15 protein-coding genes, 2 pseudogenes and 1 riboswitch are annotated in these 15,331 nt (G+C 45.6%); all 17 genes and pseudogenes read right to left on the bottom strand.

Annotation, left to right across the window (positions count from 1 at the left end; translation table 11 throughout):
- Positions 1-75: 75 nt before the first annotated feature.
- On the bottom strand, positions 76-1,299 hold the full coding sequence (locus tag MBEAL2_RS01200; RefSeq protein WP_047150485.1) for an ABC transporter substrate-binding protein: 1,224 nt from the start codon (positions 1,297-1,299) through the stop codon (positions 76-78).
- Between the two features lie 231 nt (positions 1,300-1,530).
- Positions 1,531-3,024, bottom strand: coding sequence for a sigma-54 interaction domain-containing protein (locus MBEAL2_RS01195; protein ID WP_052947353.1), 1,494 nt, complete (start codon positions 3,022-3,024; stop codon positions 1,531-1,533).
- A gap of 227 nt (positions 3,025-3,251) precedes the next feature.
- Positions 3,252-4,571 (bottom strand): phytoene desaturase family protein, encoded by a 1,320-nt coding sequence (locus MBEAL2_RS01190; RefSeq protein WP_047150484.1) that lies wholly within the window; start codon positions 4,569-4,571, stop codon positions 3,252-3,254.
- A gap of 233 nt (positions 4,572-4,804) precedes the next feature.
- Positions 4,805-5,806 (bottom strand): NAD(P)H-dependent flavin oxidoreductase, encoded by a 1,002-nt coding sequence (locus MBEAL2_RS01185; protein WP_173427687.1) that lies wholly within the window; start codon positions 5,804-5,806, stop codon positions 4,805-4,807.
- A 331-nt stretch (positions 5,807-6,137) separates the two neighbouring features.
- Positions 6,138-6,875, bottom strand: coding sequence for a sporulation protein YunB (yunB, locus tag MBEAL2_RS01180; protein ID WP_052947352.1), 738 nt, complete (start codon positions 6,873-6,875; stop codon positions 6,138-6,140).
- A gap of 93 nt (positions 6,876-6,968) precedes the next feature.
- Positions 6,969-7,229, bottom strand: coding sequence for a GlsB/YeaQ/YmgE family stress response membrane protein (locus MBEAL2_RS01175; protein WP_047150483.1), 261 nt, complete (start codon positions 7,227-7,229; stop codon positions 6,969-6,971).
- Positions 7,230-7,428: 199 nt separating this feature from the next.
- Positions 7,429-7,596, bottom strand: coding sequence for a C40 family peptidase (locus MBEAL2_RS33885; RefSeq protein ID WP_161798144.1), 168 nt, complete (start codon positions 7,594-7,596; stop codon positions 7,429-7,431).
- 32 nt (positions 7,597-7,628) lie between these two features.
- Positions 7,629-7,892 (bottom strand): annotated as a pseudogene (locus MBEAL2_RS01170) (C40 family peptidase); the annotation flags it as partial.
- A 6-nt stretch (positions 7,893-7,898) separates the two neighbouring features.
- Positions 7,899-8,030, bottom strand: a riboswitch (cyclic di-AMP (ydaO/yuaA leader).
- A 188-nt stretch (positions 8,031-8,218) separates the two neighbouring features.
- Positions 8,219-8,521, bottom strand: a complete 303-nt coding sequence (locus MBEAL2_RS01165) for an STAS domain-containing protein (RefSeq protein WP_047150482.1) — start codon at positions 8,519-8,521, stop codon at positions 8,219-8,221.
- Between the two features lie 24 nt (positions 8,522-8,545).
- Complete coding sequence (locus MBEAL2_RS32580; protein ID WP_369405454.1) at positions 8,546-9,760, bottom strand: methyl-accepting chemotaxis protein; 1,215 nt, start codon at positions 9,758-9,760, stop codon at positions 8,546-8,548.
- Positions 9,761-9,763: 3 nt separating this feature from the next.
- Positions 9,764-10,235, bottom strand: a pseudogene (locus tag MBEAL2_RS32575) (MCP four helix bundle domain-containing protein); the annotation flags it as partial.
- Positions 10,232-10,708: an ATP-binding protein gene (locus MBEAL2_RS01150; RefSeq protein ID WP_052947349.1), complete on the bottom strand. Its 477-nt coding sequence runs from the start codon at positions 10,706-10,708 to the stop codon at positions 10,232-10,234. The gene MBEAL2_RS01150 and the pseudogene MBEAL2_RS32575, both read right to left, overlap by 4 nt.
- A 42-nt stretch (positions 10,709-10,750) precedes the next feature.
- The gene (locus MBEAL2_RS01145; RefSeq protein WP_052947348.1) at positions 10,751-11,812 is read right to left on the bottom strand and encodes a SpoIIE family protein phosphatase; all 1,062 of its coding nucleotides are present in this window, start codon (positions 11,810-11,812) and stop codon (positions 10,751-10,753) included.
- Between the two features lie 188 nt (positions 11,813-12,000).
- Positions 12,001-13,401: an FAD-dependent thymidylate synthase gene (locus tag MBEAL2_RS01140; protein WP_047150480.1), complete on the bottom strand. Its 1,401-nt coding sequence runs from the start codon at positions 13,399-13,401 to the stop codon at positions 12,001-12,003.
- Between the two features lie 24 nt (positions 13,402-13,425).
- Entirely contained in the window at positions 13,426-14,520 is a 1,095-nt protein-coding gene (locus MBEAL2_RS01135; RefSeq protein WP_047150479.1) for an HD-GYP domain-containing protein, read from the bottom strand.
- A gap of 110 nt (positions 14,521-14,630) precedes the next feature.
- Complete coding sequence (locus MBEAL2_RS01130) at positions 14,631-14,933, bottom strand: YunC family protein (protein WP_047150478.1); 303 nt, start codon at positions 14,931-14,933, stop codon at positions 14,631-14,633.
- Between the two features lie 95 nt (positions 14,934-15,028).
- Positions 15,029-15,283, bottom strand: a complete 255-nt coding sequence (locus MBEAL2_RS01125) for a DUF6154 family protein (RefSeq protein WP_047150477.1) — start codon at positions 15,281-15,283, stop codon at positions 15,029-15,031.
- Between the last annotated feature and the right edge of the window lie 48 nt (positions 15,284-15,331).

Below are 15,331 nucleotides of genomic sequence, written 5' to 3'. Positions count from 1 at the left end.
TGACCCCTCCTTGTACGGCATAATGCAGGAAGTTCGGAGAAGAGAAAAACACACTTCTCTCTTCTCCGCTTTCCTTTACTTCACAGAAGCAACTTCTCCGTTCTTATACGTTGCGATGGACATGTCTTTCGGACCGAATGCTTCATGGTTGTCTTTAGCAAAGGGTGTTTTTCCGATGGCGGTTACCCCTTCGAAATCCTGGAAGCTCTCAATCTGGTCACGGATTTTCTGCCCATCCGGCCCTACCTTTTTAATCGCTTCAAGAATAAGCTTGGCACTGTCATATCCTTGCGCACTTGCAATGGGGAAAACATCATCCTTGTATTTAGCAACAACCCTCTCATGGAACGCTTTCGCCTTATCGGACTGGTCAATTGTGAACGACTGAACGAAGAAAACGTTTTCATTCACGAGATCACCAACAAGCTTTTTCACGGTCGGATCGCCCATCGCCCATGTTGCATAAATCGGGACATTAAGCCCTTCCTTATTACGCGCTTCGAGCAGCTTGGCACACTGTGGAGCCAATCCGTAGAACAGCACCGCCTCGACTCCCGTTTTTTTCATATCGCGCACCGCTTGCTCAAGATTTAATTCCTTCGGATCAAAAGCGGAGATAACCGCCGGTTCCATGCTGTATTTTTCTTTCATTTGCTTGACGACATCCTCTCTGCCGCCCTGGCCATAGCCTTCCGTGTCATGGATGAGACCGATTTTTTTCAGCCCTTTCTTCGTTACGAGCTCCTCTAAAATCGTGCTTACCTGTACACTATCAAGCGGAGATACGCGGAAAATGTAGTTCTTATCCTGGTCAGCAAATTGCTTTGTGATTTTTGAGCCTGTTGCTACTGGTACAATTTCAGCGATTTTGGCTTCTTGCACGATTTTCCCATGCGCCATGGCATTTCCGGAGTTAGCCGGTCCGACAAGCGCAACAACTTTATCCTGATTAATGAGTTTTTGTATAACTTCTACGGATTTTTCCGGCTTTGCTTCGTCATCATACATCACCAGTTTTGCTTTTTGCCCATTGTAGCCGCCTGCCGCGTTAAAATCTTCAATCGCCAGCTCTACTCCTCTCTTGACACCCTCACCGAACAGGGCAGTCCCACCTGTAAGGGAGATACCCATCCCAATTGGGATTTCTCCACCGCCGGATGGAGTTCCGCTATTACTGCTTTGGGCATCCGTTTTGCCGCTGTTCGCCGTCTGCCCGGATTCCAGCTTCGGAGCACATCCTGCAGCAACTACCGCAAAGGCCAGAAGAAACGTCATAAGCAGAAAAAAATTCCTTTTCAACAAAATTCCCCCTTGTAAAAATTATCTTTTCGGGAAATTATTAAGCAACTATGGTGCCAACTTGCATTCAATGCGATTTTCCATATAGGGGACGTGCTTTTTATCATAATCAGCCAGAAAGCGTTTTCATTGAAATGTTGCAAAAATGTGACAGAAGGATGCCCCGTTTCTCTTTTTCCCATGTCGATAAACTGCGACATGTCGCAGCAGTGCAACAAGAAAAAAGGAGCATTAGCTCCCCAGCTCTGGTATATCAATTCCGTATTTCTCTATTTTTCGATATAGGCTGGCCCGGTGAACCCCCAGAAGTTCAGCTGCTTTCTGCTTGTTCCCGCTTGTTTTCTGCAATGCGCTTATAATTGCTCTTCGTTCCGCACGCTCTACCTCTTCCTGCAGCGTGCATACAGAAGCGCTCACACGAGGCTCCTTGTTCTGCACATTTTTCAAATAAAGGGGAAGATGTTCAAGGCGAATGACGGTACCTTCCGCTATATTCATGGACCGTTCCAGCACATTTTCCATTTCCCGAATGTTCCCCGGCCACCTGTAGGATTGAAAGAGAGCGAGAACACAATCATCCAGCGTGGAGATACACGTACCAAGCTCCTGGTTAAGCTTTCCTACTAAATAGTAAGCAGCGGTGGCAATATCTTCTTCCCTGTCGCGAAGAGGGGGGATTTCGATCGTAAATACATTTAATCTGTAATAGAAGTCCTCTCTGAACTTTCCTTCGGCAATCATCTCCTGCAGGTTGCGGTTCGTCGCTGCAATGAATCGGACATCAGCTTCACTGAGCCTCGTCCCGCCAATTCTTTCATACTCCTTTTCCTGTAGCACCCGCAGCAGTTTTACCTGCATTTCTAACGGCATATCACCAATTTCATCCAGGAACAGCGTGCCCCCCGCAGCAAGTTCAATTTTCCCCGGTTTCCCCCCCTTCCTCGCTCCGGTAAAGGCTCCGTCTTCATACCCAAACAGTTCCGATTCCATTAGTTCAATCGGGATGGCCGCACAGTTAAGGCGGATAAACGGCCCGTCACACCGGCTGCTCGAATGATGAATCGCATGGGCAAATAATTCCTTTCCTGTTCCGCTCTCTCCCATAATTAAAATCGTTGAGCGGCTCTTAGCTACCTTCCCCGCCAGGTTTTTTACTTCTCTTATCTTTTCACTGTTTCCAACAATATTATCGAATGAATATTTCGCTCCCTGTACCCTTTTAAGCTCCTGCCGGTAATAGTTAAGTTTTGTTTCCATTGTGTTGAGGCGTTCTCCTAAAACTTTTAGCTCCTGGAGATTTTGAAACATGACTTTGCCTACCGCCCCGACCACCTTGTCATCCCTGACAACCGGCACACGCATCACCATAATATCCTGGCCGTTTACCCGTTGAATGTGGCCTATCTCAGCCTGTCCGGTCCGAATGACGATGTGCATTCTCGAGTTCTCCACAACTTCTGTACAGTGCCTCCCGATGGCTGAATCCGGCTCTTCAATCCCAAGAAAATCAGCATAGGAATCGCTGAGCATTGTAACCATTCCTTCGTTATCGACAACAATGATTCCATCATACAGGAGCTTAAAAATGTTCTCAAAATCACCTAGTTTCTGTTCTGCTGTATGTAATTTTAAAATCGTCTGTTCCAATACGGAAATATCCCCATTATAAATGGATTGAAGAATATCATGAAAAAGCCGGGTCTCAAGGTTCGTTTGTGTGAGCATGAACTATTCACCCCTCTATGCACTTCTCAAACATATTTTTTCAATTATTAGAAAATATTGTCCAAATTATCATACCATTATAAATCCATAGTTTACCATTATTTTTTCCGATAAAAAAAACACCGTCAAAATGACGGTGCAAGGAAAGGGGGAGAAATATAGGAGACGATTGGTGGTGTAACCAGTATCCATTCTTCCCGGTTTTTCACTTTTTATACACTGCTTCTTTAAATTAAGCTTGAAGGATGCTTTTGCAAAACTAACTGGCTTACTTCATAGGCGCTGGAGAATGACAGTTCAGACAACTGCCCTTGCCCTTCGCACCAGTCTCCCGCAAAGAAAACATTGCGATAGTCCGGCAGGTAGAGAGGCATTGGCTCCTGGTTCATCGTCCATTTAATTTCCTGTGCGGCTGCTCTTTTCGAGACACGGGGAACGACGAGTTCTTCACGCCAGCCCGCAAAATGCTTGTCATAGAGAGCTTCAATTTTCTCATGGTACTCCTGGATTTTTTCCTTGTTCTGCAAATCCTCCTGTGTGAGGTATGCAATGGCCTGCAGCAGTTGTCCGCCCTCAGGCACACACGTTTTATCGTAATGGGAAACATCGGTGATAAATATTTTGTTTTTCTTATCGTAAATATACGTATACGGCACTTCGATCCGGTTTTGTAATCCGATATCGTAAACGTATACATAACTCGGCTCATAGCTTGAATACTGTTTAATAAAGTGCTCGATTTTCGTGCCGGCTACAATCTTTTCGAGCTCTTTCGGAGGAATACAGAAAATAAATTCCTCTCCCTTAAACGAACCCTGCGTAGTATGGACCTCCGTCACTTTGGTGTCTCCAGCTGTCACCGATTCAACTTTTGCTTTTGTAATAATGGCTCCGTTATTTTTTTCAATAATCCGTACAAACTCATTAATCAAAGCCTGCCACCCGCCGCCAATGTACGCAACCGGCTTATTCGTTCTAAAAAGACGCTGGTAGTAGTTGAAGAATACATCGGAAGGGATGCGCTCCGGCTCACGCGTGAAGAAGTTTGAGGAGGCAAGCGTAAGCATCATTTCCTGTACATCTTCACTTACATTCTTTTCTTCCATCCATTTTTCAATAGATAGGTGAGGATGTCCATGCTCCACGTGAAGCATCGTTTTAAAAATTTCAAATGTAAATTTGATCTTCCCTAATCCTTTTATAACCGAAGTATTAAACAATCCCTGAATGTTAGCCGGCATGTCCGTCAATCTGTCGCCGATATCATACTTTGCTTTATTCGGCTGGAAGTCCTGCCAATCAATATGGATTCCCAATTCTTTTTCAAACTTACGCAATTTCGAACTGTCACGCCCGTAAATCGCATGTGCCCCGAAATTAAACGCAAAGTTCTTGATTTTCAGGGTAACGGCTCTCCCGCCTAAATTCCCCCGCTCCAGCAGAGCTACCTTCTTTCCTTTTTCCGACAAGTAAGCCGCGGCAGATAAGCCGGCTAAACCACCGCCAACGATGACTACGTCATATAAGCTTGCTTCCTGCGTTTCCATACTTATAACATCTCCTACTATGCATGTGTATTGGCATTGTCTGCAATTTTTGTTCTATTACCACCCAGAAATAAGGTTACACGTAAATAAATGCTTCCAATTTATAGTTATACAAAAAAACCAGCCTAATTGTAAATGGTATTTTTTTCAAATTGCCATCTTAGGAGACAATACACATAGAGAAAGGGACCGTTTGCCGGTCCCTGGTGTTTTATACTATGATTTTATTTTAATTAAAGCCGATGTACCTTCTTTACTTCTATATACTGTGATTGAAAGTATTCACCCACTATGTTATCAATAATCTTCTGCACCGGCAAAATATCATTAATTTCATGCACTCTGGACCCCGCAAAAACAAGCCCATTCTCCACATCCCCGGAAGCGGAAACCAATAAAGAGTCCAGCGTGCAGAAGCGACATGAACAATTCTTGAGGCAATCGTGACACTTGTTAATCTTCAGCTTGTTTTCTCCGGCAATTGAATCGGTAAACGTGTTGCGGAGTGCCCTGCCTTGCAGGCCCACTGTTGTTTTAACAAGGACGGCCTCCCCTTCTTTCGCATCTACATACTTCTGCTTGAATTCATCCGGTGCGTCACATTCCACGCTCGCAACGAAACGCGTTCCCATCTGGACGCCTGATGCGCCCATGCGAATGGCCTTGGCTACATCGCTCCCGGTAAGAATTCCCCCCGCCGCAATGACGGGAATTTTCACAGCTTCAATCACTTCAGGCAGAATATCAAACAACGGCCTGTCCGTTCCGAGGTGCCCCCCCGCTTCAAAGCCTTCTACTACAATCGCGGCTGCACCGAGCCTTTCGGCAAGCCTGGCTAATTTAGCTGAGGACACAATCGAAATGACAGGGACCCCGTACTCTCTTCCCCAGGCATACATATCCCTTGAGAAGCCCGCACCTGAAATAATAAAATCAACCTTTTCTTCCATGGCTGCTTTTATTGTTTCGGGAAAATCATTCATCGCAAACAAGACATTAACCCCTATATATCCTTTGCCATTCGTCAGTTCCCTCGCCTTTCGAATGTGAGCGCGCATTTCCTCAATCGGAATGCCTGTTCCGGAAATAATTCCAATCCCTCCGGCGTTGGCCACCGCCGCCGCCAGTCCGCTAAGGGAAATCCGAACTCCCATTCCTCCCTGCATCACCGGTACTGCTGGCTTCATGTGCGCAATTTGTAATTGTGGAATGTTCAACCCTATACCCCCTAAAATGTTTCAAAATACCATACATTCCTCCCCAGGAATCTTAATTTAAACTATAACATATCTCGTATCCAAAAGCCTTATGTTTCATGCCCGCCGTCTGGTGGAAAAGTCTATTCGCCCCCTCTTCCAGTCGCAACAGGATGGAAACAGCCGATGACAGTCGAAGCCGGGGGCTTGTTTTATTTTTACCGTAAAAAAAGACCGCTGTCATTTGACAGCGGCAAGTGTAGGGGGAGAAAGAGAGAGAAAAATCTCATGCTATTACTTACTGTTATTCCCCATTCCCCAGAAGTTTAAACCTGGATGAAAGTACATGGTTATTAAACAATTACGCAGTCTACTTTTGAGCCTCTCCACTGTTGAATTGAACCGGCGGGACAATGCTTGGCAGCTGCTGGCCCGAAGTACTGCTTCCCGCCCCACTTTCAGCGTTATTGTAGAAGATTTGCGGTACGCTTCCGACAACAAGTGCGCTTGAAATCGGAATTTCGGATTTAACGAGAGCGGGTTGTGTGGAAAAAGGAAAAACAATTTTGACCTTTGTGTCGATAACGACAACAACCGTAACGAGCACCATATTAATCCCGGCTTCCTTCATTTTCGTATCCAGGTCTACCTGAACAGTTCCCAGGGGGACGAGCTTTAAAGGAATGTCAGGGCCAAACTGCGCTAACAAATTACTGTGGAGCGCCTGGCCAAGCGGGATTTTCTGCGAAATGCTCCCCATTTCAGCCAGTACGTGTGTTACGCGCGTCATTGTTTCCTCGATAATTTGAGCATGCGCATTCGTATTAAATATGGCGGCCTGAATTTTTCCGTCCTTATCCTTTTGGATGTCCACAAGCTGTTGAAAGTTCGTGCTCTGTATCGCTTTCCTGTCAATCGCCTCATGAACAGCTTTGGTGGCCAGTTGTTCGACACGAATGCGGGCAATTTCACGAATGACCGGTTCGAGGTTTTTCTCCAGATAATAAAATGTTTGAAACGATAAGCCAAAAAAGATAAGAATGGAGATAATAAACATGTATTTAGACGGAATCGGAGCCTTGGAAGGCTTTATTCTCGGTCGTTTCATTGCGCCACCCCCATGCTGCAATATATGCCGGGTGGACAATGATAAGACGGACAGATTAATACAAAAAAGCGCCCTGTCAGGCGCTTTTCTTTTTTAGTCGTGGGCTCTTCCACTCATGCTGCGAAGAACGAGGCTTACCACAAGGACAACGACGGCGGCCCCAATGATAGCTGGAATAATTGCAAAGTTACCTACAACCGGTCCCCAGTCTCCAAGAAGGCTGGAACCAAGCCAGGCACCGATAAAACCGGCAATGATATTACCGATAACACCACCCGGAACGTCTCTTCCAACAATCATACCCGCCAGCCATCCAATAATCCCTCCGACAATTAAAGACCAAAGAAAACTCATGTTTGTCTACCTCCTCTTTGAATTTCAAGTGTAAAATTGCTTATAATTTTATATACCACGAAAAAATCTTTTTACACTTTCTTTTTCACATGTTTCACTTACAGGAATAACGGGTAAAAAAGTAAAAAACCCCCAACCAAACAATGCGTTTAGTTGAGAGTTAGTAAACGAATTAATCATATGTACGGTGTTTTACCGTCTAGTCTGTTACCCGCTTCGCCCCTACATACCGGCTTCCCCAATAATACTTATCATCGAGATCACTTATCGCAACCCCATTACTGCTTGAGGAATGAACAAATTTGCCATTTCCGATATACATACCGGCGTGTGTAACCGGAGCACGGCGAGAAGTCCTGAAGAACACCAGGTCACCTGCACGAAGCCAGATCGTGAAATCGTTGTCCCTCTATGGTACATATCGTTTGCTGTGCGAGGAAGAGAAACATGTTCGGATTTAAATAAATAATTTAGAAAACCAGAGCAATCAAAGCCATTTTTTGTCGTACCGCCCCATTTATAAGGAACACCAATCAAGCTTTTTGCTGTAGAAATTAATTCTTCGCTTGAAGCTGATACCGATTTTTGTCCAATCGGAGTAAATATTCCCGTTAAAGCAATACTCCCTGCTATTAAAACAGTCAAAATTTTCTTTTTTTTCATAGCCCTGCTTACTCCCTTCGTGCCGACGAGGTTAGTTGACGGGTTGAGAGGATAAGGTCTCCCTCCACGATTGTGGATACACCCCAGAAGATTAAAATATCCCCCGTTTCACATTTGTGAATTAGGCAAGTAACATTTTTTTATTTAATTGGCCCGCCTTTAATTGCTTTCTCTCTATTTTGTAATAATGTTTATAGTTTAGCGAATTTTATCGAAAAATAGTAGTTTTTCAAGGGAATGTTCACAAATTAGACATATTCAAGTGAAATTTTATGCAACCTATGAATTTATGCTTTATTTCTCTCAATTGGATATATATCCCGTTATCACACGATTTTAAACACCCTCGTCAGGCGGGTTAGCTCAAACAATTCGCGGACCGCGCCGTGCAGTCCCTCAATGACAACGCCCCCTCCGTTTTGCACGGCTCTCTTATGAATAGCAACAAGCACACCAAGCCCTGAACTGTCGATGTAATGTACCGCTGTCAGGCTGATGCGGAAATCTTTGTGCCCTTTTTCTATATACTGAAGCAGTTGCTCCCTGATAGCCGAGGACTCTTCCACATATATGTTTCCGCTTAGCGCAACGTGCACCTGGTTATTTACAATCTTTACTTCCTGTATCATGACAAGCGGCTCCTCTCTTTGCTTTTATAGTTTAAAGCGCTCAACTATCGTCTGTAATTCGATTGCCATTGCACTTGTTTCTTCCGCACTGGCTGCAATCGTCTGCATGGCAGCGGACGTTTCCTGGGTGGCGGCTGATACCTGCTGCGCATTCTCAGACGTATTTTCCACAACGCTTGCCAGCGAATGAATCAATTGAACAATCCGTTCGGATTCCGCTACTTCTTCATCCGTTACTTCGACGATGCTCTCCACTTCTTTTACCGTGTTATCTACGGCATCCAGGATGTTTTGCAGCGCCTGGCCCGCTCTCGCAACGACTTCCGTTCCTTCTTCCACTTCCATTCGGTTTTGCTGCATAGCCATTACTGCGTCCGTTGTACTCTTCGATACTTTACGGACAAGTTCGGCCACCTGTCCGGCACCCTGGTTAGACTGCTCGGCCAATTTTCGTACTTCATCAGCCACAACAGCGAATCCCTTCCCCGCTTCTCCCGCACGCGCCGCTTCGATCGCGGCATTTAAGGCCAGCAAATTCGTTTGTGTGGCAATCTGGGTGATCGTATCCGTAATCATGCCGATTTCCTTAGAATATCCATCCAGCGTTGCGATTAAATGCTCTGTTTCTACCGTCTTTTCTTTGATGTTTTCCATGCGATCCACAGTATCATTCACAATCTCTTTTCCTTCCGCGGCCGTCTCCAGCGTCACTTTTGAATAATTAGCCGCACTGTTCGCTTTCCCTCTGGCAATTTGAATGAGAGAAGATAGCTCAAGGAGAACTTTGGATGAATCTACGACCGCATGGTTTCCGGCATCCGCCTCGATTGCTACCTGTTGAATGCTTGTCGCAACCTCAGTAACACCCGCTGTAACTTCTTCCGTGGAGGCAGCCATCTGCTGAGAAGTGGCTGCCAATTCATCTGACGCCCTTCTTACGCCGGCGATAATGTCGTGCAGGTTTTGGGTCATCTGATTGAATGATTGGGCCATCTGGCCAATCTCGTCTTTATTTCTTACTTTAAGTTCATCTCCGGTCAGGTCATTCTCAGCAATGCGATTCGCCCGTTCCGCTATGCTAATAATCGGCGATGAAATCATTGAGCCGCCCGCCAGACCGATTGCAACAGCAGCGGCAATCGAAATTACACTAATGACAATAAGAATCAGGCGTGTGCTTTCATAAGACTTCTGGTTATCCTCAGTCAATGCTGCGGCGGCTTTCTCATTGATTTTCATCAACTGTGTGAGGTCATCGCTCGCTTTCTGGTAAGGAACACCTCCCTTTTTTAACCCCTGGCGTGTTTCTTCAAATTTACCGCTTTTTACAAGCTGAATATTATTCCGGACGATTCCCATAAATGTAGACCAATCCGATTTAAATTGTTCAAACACCTGCTTCTCTTCCGGATCCATATTGATTTTGCCATATGCCTCAATGACCTTGTCAATCTCTCCAAGGTTCTTTTCCGCCGTATCAACGAATTTTTTTATCCTGGAAAGCGACAGCAGAGACCATGTTTACCCTTGTATTCTCCGCATACTTACTGATTTGTCCTATGTGCGAAACAGGGATCAGGCGATCATAGTACATGCTGTCGGCATTTTTATTAATGTCGGCCAGAGAATACGTCGAATATCCCGCCATAATGAGCAGCAGCACAACGATAGCCAGATACGAAACAACAAGTTTTTGCTTTAATTTTAGGTTCATGAAATCGAACTCCTTTCTTTACTGTGCGCCACTTCCCGAGCGGCAAGTCTGCTTTTTTCACAGGGAAGCCTCTTCACAAGAATAACCTCGTTCCCTTCCCTGTTATATTTCACAACATCGCTGACTGATTGCATGATAAACAGGCCGCGGCCACAATCCTTCCACAGCTCGCCTTCCCCCAGGCATGCGCTGCCCTCCGTCAACTCCTTCAGCCTCTCATTTGCCGCAAACCCTTTTCCCCGGTCTTTTATGCGAATAACAAGCTTCTTCCCATCATTTCGCAGCTTTAACGTAACAGGCGCCCCCTTTCTTTTCTGGCGGCTATATGTAATGGCATTATTTACGGCCTCGTTCAGCGCAATCTGCATAAGAACATGATTGGGTGACAACGTGACTTCAACAAGCTCATTTACGCAGGAGCGGATAAAGGCAAAATCGCTCTGGTTTTTAAATGTAAATTCAATTTCAAACATCGTATGTATTCCTCCCTTCTCTCGCTGCCGGGCACGATTCTTCTATAAAATAGAAAAACACATCGCTGAAGCATCATCTTTGCACTGGTCGCTATAAGCAAATTCTTTCAGCATTCGGACGGCTTCTTCATAGCTGGGGATAAACTGCAAAAACGAGGCAGGCAAAGTATCGTACAGCCCGTCCGTAAAAAAGAAAAAGCTGTCTCCGTATTCAAAGAGGATCGTATGCTGCTCGTAAAATGCGCGGTCTTCAATGCCCAGAAATAAACCCGGCACCTTCATAAGTTCCCCTCCGTTTGCAGACAGACAAATAAAATGGTTAATTCCCGCTGACGCATAGGTCAGCGTTCGTTTCTTAAAGTTAAACTCGAAGCAAATGGCGGCTCCAAACACTTCTTCTGTAAAAAACCGCATGGCTTCACTGTTTATATGGGTAAGCCTGTCCTTTAGTGAAAAGCCTTTATCGGCTGCCTGCCGGAATAAGACGTGCAGGGCCGATGTTTGCAGCGCAGTCGATACCCCATGGCCTACTACATCGATCAAATATCCAAAAAGCACGTCCCTTTCCTTACTCCACTTATAACCGTACATATCCCCGCTTACATAGTGGAGGGGGTGATAAATACCCTTCATCTTTACCTGTTCACTATTTATATTGGGGGGCAGCATCTCTCTTTGAATCTTGCCTGTAAGCAGAAGCTCCTTCTTTAATTGCTCACGCTCCGTAATGTCGTCAAAAACACCAACATAATGGGTTGTTTCGCCGCTTGTGTTCTTTATTGCATGAATGGTTAACCATTCCGGATAAATCTCCCCGCTCTTCCTTCGATTCCAGATTTCCCCCTGCCAGCGTCCTGCCTCTAACAGTCTATGCCACAGTTTTGCGTAAAACTCTTTGCTTTGCCTTCCTGACCTCAGCATGCGGAGCGTTTTTCCAACGGCTTCTGCAGCGCTATATCCGGTGACTTTCGTAAAAGCGGGATTGACAGATAAAATGACAGCTCTAGCGTCGGTCACCACAATGCCGTCACTGGAATTCTTAAATACAATGGAAGCAAGACGCAATTCATCCTGTGTGCGCATTCCTTCTTCCGCCTCCTCCATCGCGCTCAATCCCCTCTCTGCACTCTTTGCCTTGCTATAACTAAAATTGTAATTTAGCATTCTTATCTTAGTTATATCAGTTTATAGGTCCTTCTTACTGTGACGTTTTTAACAATTATGTGCCGAGCAAAAAAAAAAAGAAGGCACCATTTAAGTACCTTCCCCTTAGTCAGAATGAAATTTTACTTTTATTTCCGAAGATGGCGATCAAGCTCAAATCCCTGGAGAGACTGTTCCATTTCTGTAAACACACGCTCAAGCTGCCCTGCCACACTCCGTATTTCATCCTGGGCGTATTCTTCTTTTCGCAGAGTAATAAAATGGGATAACCCATACATGTTTGCATAGAACGGCAGCCTCCGGGCATTCCCGTTCAATACAACATAAGGAGCGATGCTCAAGAGACCTGCGGCAGCGAATAATTCATACAGTTCATGAGACTCGTCCCGCATCCCAAGCAATATAGCTGTAATGCGTTCAGCTTCCTCCGTTCCCTGTGCATCGACCATTTCCTGCGGAAGAATAAACCCATATGCGGTATCGGGCAGTTGAACAGAAAAGTCAAATGCGCGGTGGCGAATCACCTGGTGGTGACAGCCTTCGGAACAAGTTACGGCCACCATTTTTCCGAAGGCACGCATCGTTGCAGGCAGCTCACTGAACCGGTTCATCAACGAGAAGTCTCCAAGTGCCATGCCTTCCTGTGTGCTGGTAAAAGGGAGAGAGGCCGGCGCTTCATCCACTTCAACGAACGGCCCGTTGTAAACGGCCGGGGAGTTGGCCCCGTGCGTACGGCGGCGGTATAAGTCCGCAACATAAGAACGAAGGTATGGTGTCGCCTCTGCATGGCTGATAAGCGAGGGAAGGACTTCGGTTGTATGTACCCTTACTTTCTCTGCTGTTTCGACAAATTCCTGATTGTATCCCTCATGCGACAGCAACTCGGCAATGGCGTCGGAAATCGCCCGCGCATTGCCCGTAATCGCCACATTGGACTTCGTTGCGAGGGGAAGCACATTGCGTGCATTCTCATAAGCAAGCTTTTCTGCCGGCCCATCTTTCATATCAGGGTTTTTGGCTTTAATGAGCGCAAAGAAGAGTGGGACAAGTTCTTCATATTTCTCGAAGCAGCGATTTCCGAACGCGATATACCGTTCTTTTAATTCAGGATGATTCTCCAGCTCTGCAGGCACCACGAAGTCTTCCGGCTTCTGATAACGCAAACTGAATTCCGTAAAAGAGAGCCATTTTGCCGACTGCACGGTTTCAAGCGCCTCTGTAAACCAGCGTGAAACGCCTTCAATACAGAACTGGGCGAAAGCATGCTCCTTAATACTGGAGTGGCCGTAGTCCACTCCCCACTTCTTCATAAATCCCCCGGCGTGGGCGGCGGACTGCTTAAACATCGAAATCATGTCGACATCGGGAAGGTGGAGCATGTCTTCCTTAATCAAATCAAACAAATTATCACGGAAGCTGCGCGGGCTGCGGCTTACTTTAGCAAAAACAGTGCCGACAACTTCGGTCGGCACATTTTTAATCGCATAGACGTTATCTTCTGTACTTGTTACATAATTCTCAAGCTTCATCCAAGTGCACCTCGTTCTTGCAAGTTATATAATGGCGTCGCATCCGACAATCATAATCGTTAACTCTTTAGACAAATCTATTTCATAATACTTGTCCACATCTCTGCCGTCCGGGTGTTTTGTAATCCGGACAATCGGCCTTGAAGGGAGACGGCGGTTGTAGTCAACGACGACTCCGACTTCTCCGGTATTCAAAACCACGGTAATCCCGAGAGGATAAATAGCAATCGTATCTCGGAATCCCTCAACAAGTTTGCTTTCGAATTGGCCATCCCCAGCGCCTGTATACAGGATTTCCACCGCTTCATGTGGAAGCATCGCTTTACGGTATACACGGTTTGTCGTAAGCGCGTCAAATACATCACATACAGCCATAACTCTGGCAAAACGGTGGATTTCATCACCTTTCAACCCGCGAGGATATCCGCTTCCATTCATCCTTTCATGATGCTGGTACGCGCAATGGGCAGATAATAAAGAAATGCCGTCCTGATTGCGAAGAAATTCAAATCCGTATTCCGCGTGTTTTTTGATTATCTCGAACTCATCCTCTGTCAGGCGGTCCGGTTTATTTAAAATTTCCTCAGGCAGCATAAGTTTTCCAATATCATGGAACAAGGCACCTATCCCAATTTCCGTCAATTCTTTGTCATTGTACCCCTGCTGTATCGCCAGCGCGGCGGAATAAATCGCCACATTTAACGAATGGGCATACACGTAATTGTCATGCGTATAAATGTTCGTGAGCAGATTCATTGCATTGCGGTTTTTCTTCAAGTCATAGAGAATAGACTCGAACATGGTACGAAAACTCGTTACAGCCTGCATTGAAAGACGTGTCTTCCACTTCTGCTCGGAGAGAATAATATCCGTGAAGCTCTGGTGGATCGTTTTCATCGCCGATCTTCTTGTTTCTTCGGAAATGACCTCGTTCACCTCTATGTCTTCTGTTGCCTTGTCCCGTATGTATAAAGTATTAATTCCTTTTTGTTTAAGCCTTTGGATCATCGAATCTGTCAGGGAAACGTCTCTGTTTAGCAATACGGTTCCCGTGTCCGTATAAATCGGCTTGGCCAATACCATTCCTGGCTGGCAGCGGGTTATCGAGATTAACCTCATATCTTTTTACTCCCTACTCTAATGTCTCCCTCCCATTATACATGGAATCCGCCTTAAAGGTAGAGAAAATAAAAAAGGGACTTTTCGTCCCAGGAAAACAAACTGTGTCCTTATAGCATAGCGAGAATTGCGTCTCTTCCCTTCATGCCGGGCACGATTCCAAGCTCCTCAGCCGTTGCAGTAACTGACTCCAGCGGCGCTTCCATCAGCTCTTCAATTGTACGCACGCCAAGCGCGCGCCCCGCAATGATGTTCCGGCTTGCCAGCCGTTCGTTTAACAAAGCTACATCAAGAGCTCCGCACATAATGTATCCTTTATCTGTTGTTACAACGAGCAGCGTTGTTTTCGGCAACTGAACCGAAATGGCAACCACCTGGCGGCCTTCAACAAGCAGAGGTTTTACTTCTACCATCTTCCTATTCCCCCTCTACACTATACTAGATTACTTATAAATTACATTATGTACACGGCTGCCGGCAGGTGACGATACCGAGGCTTTTGTCCCCCTTAGTGATATCTTTCCATACCGGAATCAGGACGCATGCCGCCAACGCCTTCTTCAGCAAGCTTTACACGGAGCATTTCCATTAAATAAAAGCCAAGCATTTGATAAATTTCATTTTCCTTCATCTCGTGAATCCACTGCAGCATCTCTTCTTTATTCTGTTCATGGAGAAGCCCCATGACAACAGCTGCTACATCCTCTTCGTCGCCCGTAAACTTATCACGGTAAAGATTATAAATATCATTGATTAAATTCATGAAAATACCCCCTTCTATATATACACAGATGTTAGATAAACCTGCTTT

It is taken from the genome of Aneurinibacillus tyrosinisolvens, from assembly GCF_001015055.1.
In the GTDB taxonomy this organism is placed as follows: Bacteria; Bacillota; Bacilli; order Aneurinibacillales; family Aneurinibacillaceae; genus Aneurinibacillus_A; species Aneurinibacillus_A tyrosinisolvens.
This window is presented reverse-complemented; position numbering and strand designations above follow the sequence as displayed.

Excerpts from the sequence above, each read along its gene's own strand:
- MBEAL2_RS01190 (WP_047150484.1), bottom strand. The coding sequence starts at position 4,571 with ATGGAAACGCAGGAAGCAAGCTTATATGACGTAGTCATCGTTGGCGGT.
- yunB (WP_052947352.1), bottom strand. The coding sequence starts at position 6,875 with ATGAAACGACCGAGAATAAAGCCTTCCAAGGCTCCGATTCCGTCTAAA.
- MBEAL2_RS32580 (WP_369405454.1), bottom strand. The coding sequence starts at position 9,760 with ATGAAAATCAATGAGAAAGCCGCCGCAGCATTGACTGAGGATAACCAG.
- MBEAL2_RS01175 (WP_047150483.1), bottom strand. The coding sequence starts at position 7,229 with ATGAGTTTTCTTTGGTCTTTAATTGTCGGAGGGATTATTGGATGGCTG.
- MBEAL2_RS01125 (WP_047150477.1), bottom strand. The coding sequence starts at position 15,283 with ATGAATTTAATCAATGATATTTATAATCTTTACCGTGATAAGTTTACG.
- MBEAL2_RS01150 (WP_052947349.1), bottom strand. The coding sequence starts at position 10,708 with ATGTTTGAAATTGAATTTACATTTAAAAACCAGAGCGATTTTGCCTTT.
- MBEAL2_RS01135 (WP_047150479.1), bottom strand. The coding sequence starts at position 14,520 with ATGAGGTTAATCTCGATAACCCGCTGCCAGCCAGGAATGGTATTGGCC.
- MBEAL2_RS01195 (WP_052947353.1), bottom strand. The coding sequence starts at position 3,024 with ATGCTCACACAAACGAACCTTGAGACCCGGCTTTTTCATGATATTCTT.
- MBEAL2_RS01145 (WP_052947348.1), bottom strand. The coding sequence starts at position 11,812 with ATGGAGGAGGCGGAAGAAGGAATGCGCACACAGGATGAATTGCGTCTT.
- MBEAL2_RS01140 (WP_047150480.1), bottom strand. The coding sequence starts at position 13,401 with ATGAAGCTTGAGAATTATGTAACAAGTACAGAAGATAACGTCTATGCG.
- MBEAL2_RS01165 (WP_047150482.1), bottom strand. The coding sequence starts at position 8,521 with ATGATACAGGAAGTAAAGATTGTAAATAACCAGGTGCACGTTGCGCTA.
- MBEAL2_RS01130 (WP_047150478.1), bottom strand. The coding sequence starts at position 14,933 with ATGGTAGAAGTAAAACCTCTGCTTGTTGAAGGCCGCCAGGTGGTTGCC.